Annotated in this window: 8 protein-coding genes; 2 read left to right on the forward strand and 6 right to left on the reverse strand. The window is 50.9% G+C overall.

The features are described 5' to 3' along the window. Positions 1 to 42: 42 nt before the first annotated feature. Positions 43 to 1,083 (reverse strand): S41 family peptidase, encoded by a 1,041-nt coding sequence (locus BUB62_RS07320; protein ID WP_084538898.1) that lies wholly within the window; start codon positions 1,081 to 1,083, stop codon positions 43 to 45. Positions 1,084 to 1,214: 131 nt separating this feature from the next. Between BUB62_RS07320 and BUB62_RS07325 the strand changes: the two genes are divergently transcribed. Together BUB62_RS07325 and BUB62_RS07330 are read left to right on the forward strand one after the other, a co-directional pair. Then, complete coding sequence (locus tag BUB62_RS07325) at positions 1,215 to 1,934, forward strand: M48 family metallopeptidase (RefSeq protein WP_073108087.1); 720 nt, start codon at positions 1,215 to 1,217, stop codon at positions 1,932 to 1,934. Positions 1,935 to 2,345: 411 nt separating this feature from the next. Further along, the gene (locus BUB62_RS07330; protein WP_143164071.1) at positions 2,346 to 3,587 is read left to right on the forward strand and encodes a site-specific integrase; all 1,242 of its coding nucleotides are present in this window, start codon (positions 2,346 to 2,348) and stop codon (positions 3,585 to 3,587) included. A gap of 26 nt (positions 3,588 to 3,613) precedes the next feature. Here the strand turns inward: BUB62_RS07330 and BUB62_RS07335 are convergent, their stop codons facing one another. Genes BUB62_RS07335 through BUB62_RS07355 form a run of 5 tightly spaced genes read right to left on the reverse strand, consistent with a single transcriptional unit; the run spans position 3,614 to position 13,804 of the window. After that, positions 3,614 to 5,302: a UvrD-helicase domain-containing protein gene (locus tag BUB62_RS07335; RefSeq protein ID WP_073108092.1), complete on the reverse strand. Its 1,689-nt coding sequence runs from the start codon at positions 5,300 to 5,302 to the stop codon at positions 3,614 to 3,616. Then, the gene (locus BUB62_RS07340; protein ID WP_073108094.1) at positions 5,293 to 7,344 is read right to left on the reverse strand and encodes an ATP-dependent nuclease; all 2,052 of its coding nucleotides are present in this window, start codon (positions 7,342 to 7,344) and stop codon (positions 5,293 to 5,295) included. The genes BUB62_RS07335 and BUB62_RS07340 overlap by 10 nt, the downstream gene beginning before the upstream one ends. Positions 7,345 to 7,400: 56 nt before the next feature. Continuing rightward, positions 7,401 to 10,490 (reverse strand): type I restriction endonuclease subunit R, encoded by a 3,090-nt coding sequence (locus BUB62_RS07345; protein ID WP_073108097.1) that lies wholly within the window; start codon positions 10,488 to 10,490, stop codon positions 7,401 to 7,403. Between the two features lies 1 nt (position 10,491). Then, entirely contained in the window at positions 10,492 to 12,492 is a 2,001-nt protein-coding gene (locus BUB62_RS07350) for a GmrSD restriction endonuclease domain-containing protein (RefSeq protein WP_073108099.1), read from the reverse strand. Beyond that, positions 12,479 to 13,804, reverse strand: coding sequence for a DUF262 domain-containing protein (locus BUB62_RS07355; protein ID WP_159437419.1), 1,326 nt, complete (start codon positions 13,802 to 13,804; stop codon positions 12,479 to 12,481). The genes BUB62_RS07350 and BUB62_RS07355 overlap by 14 nt, the downstream gene beginning before the upstream one ends. Between the last annotated feature and the right edge of the window lie 4 nt (positions 13,805 to 13,808).

Raw genomic sequence — 13,808 nt, forward strand, 5'->3', positions numbered from 1 at the left:
TAAATGTAAGCCCTGCGCCTTGGCCCGCCTCCTGCCCCTACGCTACTTCCGCCGGTTTGGGCTGGTTCGGAGCCACTTTTGGGCGGCCACTACTTTGGCATCTTTGGCCAGCTCCGTGAAATCGTCGCCGCCGGTGATGAGTTCGTCGGGCACTAGGCTGGACTTGTACACCACGCCGTTGCGGTCCGTTTCCAGCAGCCCGGCAATGGTCAGGTAGGCGCCGCCGCTGATGGGGTAGCTCTGGTTGGCGGTGGTGGCGCCGTAGGTCGGCTCCCCGAAAAAGCGCGTCAGCGGCCGACCGCGCAGGCTAATAGCCACAATTTCGCCCGAGCTGGCTGTGCGGCCGCTCAGCAGCACCGCCACCGGCTGGTGGGGCCGGGCCGCAAAACGCTCGGTCAGATTGGTCACCTTCAAGGAGTCGAGGTAAAAGTTCTGCCGCCGCAGATACCACTGCTCATCGGGCTTGCCGTCTTTGTCCACAAACCCGCCGAGGTGGCCTTCGCCGATGAGCGGCGCGAGGCCGGCCAGCATGGGCGCCATAGCCCCGCCGTCGTTCAGGCGCAGATCAATGATCCAGGCCCGCACCTTCGCCACCGGCAGCCGGCAGAGCGAATCCTGCACCACTTGGGCGGCGGCCTGCATCTGGGCCAGGCTGCCGCCGGCGCTGTTGCCGGGCAGCAGAATGTAGCCCACGCCGCGCGGCAGCAGCCGCACCCGAATGCCCGGCTTTTTGGCCAGCTCCGCCTTCACCACGGCATTGGCGTAGGGCACGCGGGCGGGGTTGCGCCACTTGTATGTTTTGTCCTGATAGGTGAGCCAGCCATGGTCGTCTTTGAGCTGCTCGAACAGATACGGATACAGCGGCAGCAGTTCGCGCACGGTGCGCGCCCCCTGGGCCTTCTGGTAGACCGCCTGCCGTAGCTGGGGCCAATTAACCGTGTTGCGCTCCAATGAATACGTCTGCAGCAGGGTCAGGCTTTTGTCGAGGAAGGTCTGCACCGAATCGGGCAGGGGCGCGGTGGTCTGGGCGCGGGCGGCCGGCGTGGCGGCCAATAATAGCACGGATAATCCTAGTTTCTTCATGCCGGGAAGATGCGAAAAATGGCGGTGTCGTTGCCTTTTGCCAAGAAAAACCGTCCGGCACAGCCCAGTACGGCGCGGGCGTTTTCGGGACCGGCAATCCGCCCTATCTTTGCCTTTCAGCCCCACTCTTCATGCCCCATCTTACAGTTGCCGACCTTCACATTGAGCTGGTGCGCAAGAATATCCGCAGCCTGCGCCTGACGGTGTACGCGCCCGATGGCCGCATTCGGGTGGCGGCCCCGCTGCGCACGCCCGAGGCCGCCATTCACGAGTTTGTCAGCACGCGCCGGGCCTGGATTCGCAGGCATCAGGAGAAGTTTGAGGCGCGGGAAAAACCGGCGGAGCTAACCTACGAATCGGGCGAAACGCACTTCTACCAGGGCCTCCCCTACCCGCTGCGGGTGCAGCAGGCCACCGGCCCCGCCCGCGTGGCCCTGCTCGACGGGCAGCTGTGCCTGACGGTGCCCGCCGGCGCTACTCGCACCCAGCGCCAACTGACCCTCACGGCCTGGTATCGGGCGCGGCTGAAAGAGCAGCTGCCGGCCCTGCTGGCGCACTGGGAGCCGATAGTGGGCGTGCGGGCAACTGCGTGGGGCGTGAAGCAGATGAAGACCCGCTGGGGCACCTGCAACATTCGGGCAAAGCGCATCTGGCTGAATCTGGAGCTGATAAAGCACCCCACGCCCAGCCTGGAATACGTGGTGGTGCACGAGCTGGTGCACCTGCACGAGCGTCTGCACAATGCCCGCTTCTGGGGCCTGATGGACCAGTTTATGCCCGACTGGCGGGCCGCCTCCGCCGCCCTGAAGCGCACCGCCCTGGCCCCTTCGCCCGGCTCCGATGCCTGTTAGCCCCGCTCGCCTGAGCGTTTTTGCCTAGCCTGGCTCGTCTTGCAGCAGCTTACGGCAGCGGCAAGCACCATTGCAGGCCACATGCCATTGATCATTCAGCCTTATTGATAAGCCGCGTATGTAGCCGGGAAGTTGGAAGTGGCCACCAGCCTTGGGCGCATCAATAAAAAAACCCTCACTACATAGCGTAGTAAGGGTTTTTGGTGATCCCGCTGGGATCACACCAAATTATGTTGATTTAACTGTAAAATACCTTCACACAGGGTTTAAAGCGATATTTATCTAAGGGACTTACTAAGGATTACTTACTTATTTTCAATTTTACGGCCCCACTCGCGGCCCCACTCAAATCTTTACCTACTTTTGATTGGCCCGGCGAAAGGCACAACCACCCTTCTCTTTATCCTATCTATGGCTTCTACCAAACTGGTTATCCGCAGTGACCGGAAGAACTTCGGCAAGACAACCATTTACGTCCAGTACACTCACAAGAGCATTAAGAAAAAGTTCAGCACTAGCATCAGTGTGGAGCCCGAACGGTGGAACGTGAAGGGGCAGAAGATTATAGGTAGTACAACAGAAGTAACAGAAAACAATCTGACAATTCAGGCCGCCAGAGCCCGCATTGATCAGATTGTCCGACACGCCATCATGCACGGCGAAGAGCCCACATTCGCCTTGGTCGAGGAACGTCTTAAACAATTGCTCTCTCCTACTCCCGCGGGTCAAGCAGCCGAACAGAAGTCACCTCAGACGACCTATACCAGCTTTCTTGAACTCTTTGCTTCCTACATCGAAGCCACCAGCTCTATGAAAGCCCACGGCACGGTCAAGCATTACAAGAGTACGCTAAACCACCTGCACGCCTATGCAAATAAGAAGCGCTTGCCGTTAAGCCTTGCCCAAGTGGACACCACCTTCTACCACGACTTTGTACAGTTCCTGACCCAGGACTTAGCCATGACTAATGGGACAGCTAATAACCAACTTAAGCGCGTCAAAGTGGTAATGGGCTACGCCATTGACCAAGGACTGACCGACAACTTGGCTTTCCGCAAGTTCAAGCTGCTGAAACACACGGAAGCGGACGTGGTCTACTTAACTAAGCAGGAACTGCAAACCCTCTTTGAAGCCGATTTGAGCACAGAGCCACGCTTGGCGAAAGTGCGTGACTTGTTCGTGCTGGCTTGCACCACCGGACTACGCTATTCCGACTTCAGCACCATCCACCCCAATAACATCGTGAACGATCAACTAGTATTACGCACAGTCAAAACTCGTGATTGGCTCCGTGTGGATCTGAACCAGTATTCACGTGCCATCTTGGAATGCTATCCTGACGGATTACCTAAACTATCGCAGCAGAAGTTCAACGATTATGTAAAGGATTTAGGTCAGCACTGCGGTATTGACAAATCCACGCTAGTAGTACGCTATCAAGGGAGCAAACGGGTGGAAGAACGCGTACCTAAGTACACACTACTTTCCTCACATACTGGGCGACGCACTTTCGTTACGCAGAGCCTAGAACGAGGTATGGGTGTAGAAGTAGTTCAAAAATTTACTGGACACAAGGATCTTAAAACAGTGATGCGCTACGCCAAAGTCGCAGATGAGCAGAAAAAGAGTCAAATGAATAAAGCTTGGGGTTAATTTCTTAAGCCAAGCATACCCAGCGTTTAAATAATTGCAAAGCCTAGAGACATAAGGCCTTGCTTATTTTTTTCACCTAGATTTGGTGTAATAATAAACAACCTGTTCTTAGCCCTGCTTATTGCAACATATTTTATCCTATGCTCCTCTCTCTCCATGTTATTTTCTAAGAAGAAGCTTAACTCAGTTTCTTTTTCAAAAATCACCACCACGTTGTCAAATTCGTCGCCTTTCGCCTTATGAATTGTTTTGCACAAACCATTCTCCTCAGTCGCTATAACGCAACTTGCCATATCACTATATACTTTGGACTCATAATACGTCTTAACGCCCCCCATTCTTAGCACAGACACGTCATAAAAAAGCTCATCTTTTATTATAAGATAGAAGTTATATAAGGAGTCATTTTTGAATGACTCATAACGACCCAGAAGCACTAGCAAATCGTTTAGAGATTTCTTCTTACCATCTGCATCACCTTTTTTATATATCTTACTCAAAGCCTTAAATGCATCAGCAAACTTTTGTTCTCGGATCAATTCAATCGCAACTATAAAATTATAAATTATTCTACTTCTATATTTATTAGCACTACTAGGGGCATCTTTCTTAAGAAGCTCATCTAACGCTTTACTATCAAAAGAATCAGGACTAAGACTCCTTTTCAAGGAATTTGCGACCTTATTAGCGTAAGAGAGAGTGTGCAACTCTTCATCACCACAGGCAACTTGACATTTGATCAACCCTGACATAAAATCACCAGCAACAACAACATTAGGTGCAATACCTGAAGCACCTCTAATCGAGCTTTGACTAATATCTGAGCGTGTAAGATTTAAAATACCAACAATCTCATCTGTACTCCGTCTATTGTCTTCTATTGTATACGATTCCATATTCACCAAATTAAACGAGTCGAAAGTATCGTATTTAGCTCCTTGAAAAGCATATATTGATTGTGCTTTGTCTCCGATAATACCTACAATAGTATCCGATTCTCCAATCAATTTTAAAATTGCAACTTGTATCGGATTTGTATCTTGAAACTCATCAATGAAAAAATACGGAAATTTAGCCCTTAAAATATCTACAATAGATGAATTGTTTTTTATCAAATCGTAGCTAAAGAATAAAACATCATCATGGTGCATAATTCCCTTTTGCCAAGCCATAGACTTATACACTCTATAAGACGGCTTTTTAATGCTATATCCACTAGAAGTACGAGGGTAGTCAGGTTCCACAACAAGAATTCCGCTTGCATCAAACCTCCACCTCGCAGATTTAAAAGCTTCTAATATTGCGGCATCATCTCGCAGTGCGGTCTGTTTAGTTGCATTCTTCCAGTCTGCCAGGAATTGATAGCCGCTTGCAATCTTATCATCATGGCCATCAACGCTACTGACATCAAGCCCGTACGCAGGATCGATAAACATGATGTATGGTTTTACAACATGCTTGTACAGGAATGCATGAATTGTACTGACTTCAACTTGGATAGCTGATGGGCCCAGCCTCCTCGTTATAGCCTCTACAGCAGTATTAGTATATGTAATGCACGCAATTTTTCTAGTTTTTCCTAACCTACCTGATTTATGAAGTGTGTTCCTAATGTGGTTTACCAACCAGTGGGTTTTCCCAGCCCCCGGCCCTGCAGCAACCTTAAAGTGCTGCTCAATATCTAATACAGAATCCGAGTTGATAACTACTGACATACCCAGTTTATTGCTTCTTTAACGTATTTAGGAACCTTAAACACAAATGGAGTTGGAGCATTGAAATTTTCTTCGAGCGCTTGAGATAACTCAAAAGCATTCTGACCTTTTCCAACGGAGTTAAGGAGCCTAGATGCTATTATTGCAATCTTTTTATCATTGTCATTCCACGAGCTTGCAAGAACAGCAATATTTTTTATCCTAATATTCTCACCGCTATTCCTCAGTAACGCTAGCATATTTACAACAGTATCACCACTCGCATACAACTGCATCAACTGCGTAATTTCAGCACTATTAGCAACTGACTCTGTTAACAACAATTCCAAGGAGGGATTATACATCACAATATCATATTCAAACGTCTTTCCTGTCACAACATCTTGGCTAAAAAAACGAATATTAGGGTGAGCTCCATACGCCGCAATAGATGCAGAGGCATTTTGCTGGTAGTCATATAGAGCAACATCTTCATTCATCTCATAAGGGTAGCACTTCATATATGAACCATCAGGCTTCTTTCTTCTCACTGGGTCTCTATCTGTGAGGCAAGCAACTGTTTTATGAATTGTATGAGGTGTATTTTTATCAAAAAGGTATAAGAAATGATCAAAGAATCTACCTCCAACATTAATTACAGCTACGTGATTATCTTCTAACGACTTACAACAATACTTAGCTAATGTGCTCATCAATAACTGCTCAGCTATACCCTCTACAAGTATGATTTTTTGCGCAAATAGCATATCACTTTTAGTAGCATCTAAGAAACGTTGCACGTATGCTTTAGAGGATTGCCCCTCTTTAGTATTAGGAAATACCTTACCAGGGTAACCTATCTGTGTTAGTCCTTCAACGTTTGATATACAAATAATCTCATCCAATGAAACGGCAGAAGTTATTTGAGTTGAATGAGACGTTACAAAAACCTGCCTAACCTTCTTATCAACATCCTTGTTATCCTTCAAGAATTTCAAAAATTTATATTGCATAGCAGGATGCAAATGCGCCTCAGGCTCTTCAATCACTAATAAAGGAAATACTTTGGCATTGCTGCCAAGATAATTGCCATCGGAGTTGACTTGCATCTTTGCGAGCAAAAGTGATATATATATAAGATTGTTATAGCCTAAACCATTATGACTAGCTGGTATCTTGATTCCGGTTTCGTATTCAACTATTAATCTTAACGCGGAGAACATTTCAACATCTGATATACTACCTTCAAAAGTAGGTATTGCTTTACCAAAGGCTGCTCCAGTCTCTTTTGCATAAGACAGAATGTGATTTTTACCACCATCCATCCTCTTTTGCAATTCTTGATATAACTCGCTTGACTTTTTAGAGAACTCCTTTTTAATAGCTCTGACATCCAAGTTCCTAGTCGCGGCATCCTTTGAAGTATCACTCTTTATATCATAATCCATGAAAAAATCAAGCACCTCTTTTAGCAAGGAGCTTTTACCAGTAAGCATATCTCTTTCAATATCTCTAATGGCATCTAAAAACTGAAAATCAAATTTTTGCAACGACTCCCCATCAGCAGTAACTTGCAATTTTATATCGCCGCCAAATATTTTATAAACATAATATCTCAAAAAATCATGCTCTATTATACTCCAAGCTTCATACACATCTGTCACAGCAGATAAATCAGCAATGTATGTTGATTTATCCTTTTCTGGAAGAAAGAATTCATAAGTCAGAAGAGCTTCATATGGAGGACTCAGCTTAGTAAGCCAACTTGAGACAGTTACTAAATCATCTGAATTAACAGGCTTACTAATACTTTGCGAAATAGTTAACTGAATACTAATTTTTGGTGGCTCTTTCTTTAAATCATCAAGCCCAATATGTTTGTAAAAGTCATCTATATTTAATCTCTTTTGAGCTTTATAGTCTACAACCAATGACAACGCCTTAACAAGATTAGTTTTTCCAGCATTATTATGACCAATAATTACATTAACTCCATCATTAAAAACAACTTCACTATCCTTGAAATTTCTAAAACCAACAATCTGCAACTTGGAAATATACATGTGATTTTTGCTTGCTTTCTATATTTAAGTATTTTGACTATTTCTTGACTAGCTATCTAAGCAGACAAAAGCCGCTTTACCGTTTCTACAAAAGCATGCTTGAAAGAGTCATCCTTAGACAGCATCTTGTAGAGGTCTAGTTCTGTTCGACGCTGACTGTTGATTACCTCATCGAATATGCGGTCAAAGGTCATTTCTCGGGTTTGATTGTCTGGGTTGTCCTGAAATTTAGCTTTGAAGTCAGGGTGTGCCTGCATACCGCGGACGATATTCAGAAACTTGACACGCTGGTCTTCAGGCGTGGCTTCCCAGCCTTGGAACCAACGCTCATTGAAAGCTTTGATTATCAAATCAAGCAAATCCTTCTCAGAGTCCGGATCATGGGCTCCGCGGGGGTTTGGGTTCTGCGGATCAAGTTCTGTTTCGGAATCGTCCAACCCAATGGCTGCATTAAGCTTAACTCGCTCCAAGCCATAAGTGGCTAAGTCAACCGAGTCCATCAGCGCATCCAGCGTGTCCTGGTTGGGGTCTTGAAGCTTAAGGCGAGGGATCAGGAACTTCAGGAACCAGAACAGTTGCTCCCACTTGACGATGTCAAACGGCAAAATGGAAGCCAGCTGCCCGTAAATTTTGACAAACTGCTTGGCCTTGATCTTGAAGTCAACCTTTCGCTTCTCCTCCAAGTCAAGTTCGTGGCTAAACCGGTCCTCCGCCAGCTGCAGAATGGGGCTTAGCTCCTTCTCGGCATCTTTACCCAAGAAGTATCGATTGGCAAATTCCACGACCTCGCTCCATTCATAAACTCCTACATCGTCCAGATTGCCTTTCAACTCGTGCAGGACGTTCACGTTCGTCGCCTGGCTCAGAGTAGTGGCAGTATAGAAGTCGTCAAAAGACTTCTTGATGTCTTCAGTCGAGTTCCAGAAGTCAAGTACAAACAGATCCTCCGTTTTCTTGCCCAGCTTGTTAGCCGACCGGTTCAGGCGGGAAAGGGCCTGAACGGCCAACACGCCTAGCAGCTTTTTGTCCACGTACATGGACGAGAGCTTGGGTTGGTCGAAACCCGTAAGGTATTTGTTGGCTACCACCAACAGGCGATACTCATCGTGGTCAAAAAACCGGGCGATGCGGTCCGTTATGTAGCCGGGGTCAGTGGGCTTGGCAGTGTCTAGGCTCTCCGGGAAGTCGTTGAGCGAGTCTTCGGTATGTTCAATGCCGTCCACTTTCTTTTTTCCCGAGAAGGCAATGGCAATCCGGAATGGATGGCCACGGTGCTGGAGCAGGGTGCGCAGGGCTTGATAGTACCGGATAGCCGCTTCAATGTTCTGGGTGACGACCATGCCTTTGGCCTTACCCTTGAGCTTCTTGGTGTTCACCACGCTGCTCAGGAAGTGGTCGAGCATTATCTCCGCCTTGGTGGCGATGGTTTCCGGATGACGCTCGACAAAGGCCCGAAGCTTTTTCTGCGCCTTGGCCGTATCGAAGAGAGGATTTTCAGCTACTGATTTCTGAATCTCATAGTAGCTCTTGTAAGTAGTGTAATTGGCCACTACGTCTAGAATGAAGCCTTCCTCGATTGCCTGCTTCATCGAATACAAGTGGAACGGGCGGAACTTGCCGTCCTCACCCTTGATGCCGAATTTCTCGAGCGTAGCGTTCTTGGGAGTAGCCGTGAAAGCGAGGTAGGAAGCGTTGCCCCGCATCTTGCGGGCCTGCATAGCTGCCAGAATCAGATCCTGAGGATCCGACGCATCCGAATCTTCGTCGGTGAAGCTGCCCATGGCCTGGTTCATCTTATCGGCCGTGGAGCCACCCTGCGAACTGTGGGCTTCGTCAATGATGACGGCAAACCGCTTCTCACTCAGATCGGCAATGCCGTCGACGATGAAGGGAAACTTTTGAATAGTGGTGATAATAATGCGCTTACCCTGTTCCAGGGCTTCCTTCAACTCGCGGGACGAGTGCGCCGGGGCCACAATGTTTTTGACCTCGGAGAAGTCCTTGATGTTATCGCGCAGCTGTTTGTCGAGCAAGCGGCGGTCCGTGACTACTATCACCGAATCGAACAGGGGATTGGCCACTCCCCTACTTCCGGCTACCTGCGCGTGCTGCGGGTAGGTTTCGATGAGCTGGTAAGCAGCCCAGGTAATGGAGTTGGACTTGCCGGAGCCCGCCGAATGCTGAATTAGGTAACGCTGTCCGACTCCGTGGCTGGACGCGTGTTCGACCAGCTTCCGCACTACCTGCAACTGGTGGTACCGCGGAAAATAAAGAGTACGCTTGCTGAGTTGATCGGTGTCACGCCCGTCCAGCCGCACAAAATGCTGCAGGATGTTGGCCACGCTGTGGCGCTTCAGGACTTCCTCCCACAGGTAAGTAGTGCGGTGGCCGAAGGGATGGGGTGGATTGCCTTTGCCGTGGTTGTGCCCTTTGTTGAAGGGCAGGAAGAAAGTTTTGGCGCCGTCCAGGCGGGTCGTCATGTATACCTCCTCCGTGTCCACGACAAAATGCACCAGGCAGCGGCCAAACTGCAGCAGTGGTTGCTGCGCGTCGCGCTCATACCGGTACTGGTTTTGCCCGTTCACTTTGGCGTTCTGACCCGTCCAGGCATTCTTGAGTTCCAGGGTGCTGAAGGGCAAGCCATTGACGAAGAGTACCAAATCTATTTCCTCTCCCTTGTTGGCCAGGCTGTAGCGCACCTGGCGCATGGCGCTGAATTCGTTGGAATCGAAGGAGTCCTTGATTTGCTGGCTGCTCGAGGCCAAAGGAAGCGGGTAGAACAGGGTGAAGTGTGCATCGTCTACTTCTAGGCCCTTGCGCAGCACGCGCAGTAGTCCGTACTTCTTGATGAGCCGGTCCAGCCGTTCCAATATTTTGAGCTTCCAGTCGGACTGCTGGCGAATCTTGTCCAGCTCTTTGCCCTGCGTGGCCTCCAGAAAATGCCAGAAGCGCCGCTCATCGATGGCATAACGGGCGTCGAAATTGGCTGCGAAGCCAATGTAATAGCCATCCCCCCCCCGGTATGCCTCGGTTTGCTCCTCTACCAAGGACGGTAGAGCCGGATTGGCCAGTTCTTCCAGGCAGGTTCCGGTCAGCCGTTTCTGAATTGCGGCTTCTAATGCTTGTTCGTTGGTAAGGGTAGGCATATTATAAAAGTGTTGTTAGTACGGCAAGTGAAATACCTTTTCCGTGCCTCTGAGCTAAAAGCAGGTCCTTCATGGCCTGGCCGTGCGTCTTTATCGCTTCGACGTTCCAATCACATTCCTTGGTGGTCAAATCCATCATCAGGCGCTGTTTGAGGCTATCGGGCCTGACGCGGATGTAATGGTCTTTCTTAGCCCACGGCAGATAATTGCGTAGGGCTGAGTTCTTGGAGGAACTGATTAGGCAGAGGTTGCCGAAGTGGTGTAGATACTTGTCAGGCAGTGGCTCCGCGTCGAGCGGGTGCTGGGGATAGTAGTGCTCAACCGAGCTGCGGAAGGTAAACTCGAAGTCTTTGTGAGCTGCTTTGTCTCGCTTCCAGAGCAGAAAATCCAGGTAGTTGAAAACGAAATTCTCTACGCCCGTGCCTTGGTGCAGCAGCGCCTCATTCGGGACTGGCTGCCGGTTCAATCCATGAGGTGTGAAAATCATTTCGTAATACTCCTGCTTGGCATCCGTCAGGTAGCGGTTGAACAGGAAGCCGTTGGCCAGCCGCTGCAGGTAATTGCGGTACTCATGGGCCGTGACCCGCTGCTGAGCAAACAGGTAGTTGAGCGCCCCGCTTAACCAGTGTTTATAAATCTGGGTGGGGTTCGACACATGGAACATGGCCAGCAGCATCAGCACCTCCCGGTTCAGGCCCGTTACATCGTCGCCGAATGTATCGGCATAGTAGGCCGATGCTGACGAGCTCTTTTTCATCGCCTTTAAGCTCCAGCCATCCCCCGTGTTATCATATTCGCGTTTCAGCACGAACGTATCGAACAGGTTGCGGCCCCGGAGTAGGTTGTAGGCAAAATCCTGAACGAATTTCTGCTGGTCCAGAGCCTTGTTAAGTTGGGCATTAAATGCGTCCAGCAAATCCTTATCGTCCAGCCTGACTTGGCTCTGTGCGTCAACAGCCTCGTTTGTACGCCGCGCTTCATCGGCTACCTGTATCCGCAGGATGTGCAGCAGGAAATTAGGGAAGTTGATAACGGCCGTGAAACGCGACGCGTCGTCGCTGTCAGACTTGCTGGCGCTGGTTTGGGACGAGGACGCACCCTGACTGAGGATGCTGTCGAGGTCGTATTCGTTAAGGTGTAAGCCGGGCCCTTGGCCAGAGTAGAGTTTTTCAGCAACGGCCTCAAAATCTCCGGCCCGCAGCAGGCTCCACTCGTTGCCGAAAAGAGCGGTCCGCACGTCAGGAACAAACCCATACTGCACATAGCGCTCCATGTGGGCGCAGGCTTCCCAAATTCGATTGAAGCAGTGGCTGGCCCGATGGTCTTCTCGCAGCACATTGAGCAACTGAGCCTTAAGCACTTCGTGCTTTTCGAGCTGCTCGCCCCGGCTGTTCATAATCTCGAAGTAATGGTTCAAATCGGTGTCGGGGGGCACCGTGACGAACAGGATGGAAACGTTGTCGAGCAAGTAGCCAAAGAACTGGCTCACCGAAATTCCCTTTTCAGTTGGGAGGTGGCGCAGGCTTCGTACAGCCACTTCGTAGGCTTGCCTGATTTCGGTGTTATAGGTCTTGTCCGAAGAAAAGCGCAGGGGGCCTTCTTGAAAGAGTACGCGTAGCGTCTCCGTAGACGAGGGCCGGCTGTCGTATTGCAGGTTGAGCTGGAAGCGAGTTGTTAGCTGGGCCAACTGCTGCTTCGACAATTTAGCAGCGTATTCGCGCTTCAATGCGCACAACAGAATGTTGAGCGTAGTTAGCCGCTGCTGCCCGTCGATGGTTTCGCGCACGATGCCTTGCCCGCTCTCCCGCTCATAGGCAATGAGCGTCCCGATACGATACCGGGTATTCGGTTTATTGAGCGCATAATCGGCAACGTCCTGAATTAGCTGGAGCACTTCTTGCTCCGTCCAGGCGTAGTTGCGCTGGTAGAGGGGGATGACGTAGTGGCCGGAGCCAAATAAGTCACGAATAGAATATTCTTCAGGAATACTAGCGGACTTCATAGTGTAATTGTTTGAATAGCTCTTTCAGGCGTTCTACCCGGCTGGCAACGGCGTTGACAACCAGAGGCAGTGGGGCCGCCAGCACCTCGTGCGGGGCCAGCGCCTCGCGGATAAGTTGGAACATCTGCACGCCTTGCAGGGCGTGGTTATCGATGGAGGCTAGGCGCACGGACTGCAGTTCCAGACGCACCCGGTAGGCCCACACGAACAGCACCTCAATGGCGCGGCACAGCTCGTGGTGGCCAAACCGGTCCACGTAATACAGCAACGCGCACTCGAAGAGTGTGCGCACATATTGGTCGCCGGTGCGGTGGCAGCCTTCGTACTGGTCGAGGGCGGTCAGAATTCGGTGGGCAGTGCTGGTTTCGGGGAGTTGGTCCTGGAGCTGTTTGAAGTGGCACAGGGTTGCTACCTGCGCTTGGTAGTGCGTCACCAGCTCGAAAAACCGCTGGCCGTTTACTACGGTCTGGTCGAGCTGGAAGGGGTACGCCAGCTGCTGGCCGTCAATCTGCCGGTCGGGGTGCTGGCGGTAGCCGGCTACATATACGTCGGCCATGCGGTGCAGGCGCTCGTGGGGGTGGGTCTGCGGACCTTGTAGGTTTGCGCCTTTGAAGACGGCCACGTCGGCGCGGGTAAAGTCGCGGGCCGGGCGGCTTTTAGCCCAGTTGCGGATGCGGAACAGGTAATCGTGGAAAAGCCGGGCCAGTGCCTGCTGGTCGGCGTCCTGCCAGGGTTGCACGGCGGCCATGCGGACGGGCTCGGGCAAGTGCCCCATTTCGCGCAGGTGAAACGCCTTGAGCAGGTCGTGGGGGGCCAGTTCCTTGCCGCGGGCGTTCTGCGAATCGAAGAACTGGAAGGCTTCTGAGAGGTCGTCGATAACGACCAGCACCACCTCGCACTGCTCGAAAAAGAAGCGGGTGGTTGCCTCGTCGAAGGCACCGATGCGGCGGCGAATTGCCTGGTAGTTGCGTTGCAGGTTTTCCCGCGACACAGGGCCAGTGAAGCGAAGCTGGCTGAGGTCGGGCCAGAAGGCCCGCGTATCACCCTCGCCGCTGCGCCGCTCGTACAGCGCCCGGGCAATCAGCCCCAGCGTAACCGTCCGCTGCTGCCCGTCCACCAGGTTGAGCAGGCCGGCCTCGTCCCGGTGCAGCACCACGGTGCCCAGGCGGTAGGCCGATTTGCCTTTATGCTGCAGCACGTCGTCCAGCAACTGCCCCACGTTTTTCAGGCTCCACTTGTAGGGGCGCTGATACAGGGGAATCCGCAGGTTGGGTTTGGCCAGCAGCTCCTTCACCGAAATAATTTCGGCCACGGAT

The organism is Hymenobacter daecheongensis DSM 21074 (genome assembly GCF_900141805.1).
Classification (GTDB): Bacteria; Bacteroidota; Bacteroidia; order Cytophagales; family Hymenobacteraceae; genus Hymenobacter; species Hymenobacter daecheongensis.

Coding starts and splice junctions, on each gene's coding strand:
- BUB62_RS07345 (WP_073108097.1), bottom strand. CDS start 10,490: ATGCCTACCCTTACCAACGAACAAGCATTAGAAGCCGCAATTCAGAAA.
- BUB62_RS07335 (WP_073108092.1), bottom strand. CDS start 5,302: ATGTCAGTAGTTATCAACTCGGATTCTGTATTAGATATTGAGCAGCAC.
- BUB62_RS07340 (WP_073108094.1), bottom strand. CDS start 7,344: ATGTATATTTCCAAGTTGCAGATTGTTGGTTTTAGAAATTTCAAGGAT.
- BUB62_RS07325 (WP_073108087.1), top strand. CDS start 1,215: ATGCCCCATCTTACAGTTGCCGACCTTCACATTGAGCTGGTGCGCAAG.
- BUB62_RS07330 (WP_143164071.1), top strand. CDS start 2,346: ATGGCTTCTACCAAACTGGTTATCCGCAGTGACCGGAAGAACTTCGGC.
- BUB62_RS07350 (WP_073108099.1), bottom strand. CDS start 12,492: ATGAAGTCCGCTAGTATTCCTGAAGAATATTCTATTCGTGACTTATTT.
- BUB62_RS07320 (WP_084538898.1), bottom strand. CDS start 1,083: ATGAAGAAACTAGGATTATCCGTGCTATTATTGGCCGCCACGCCGGCC.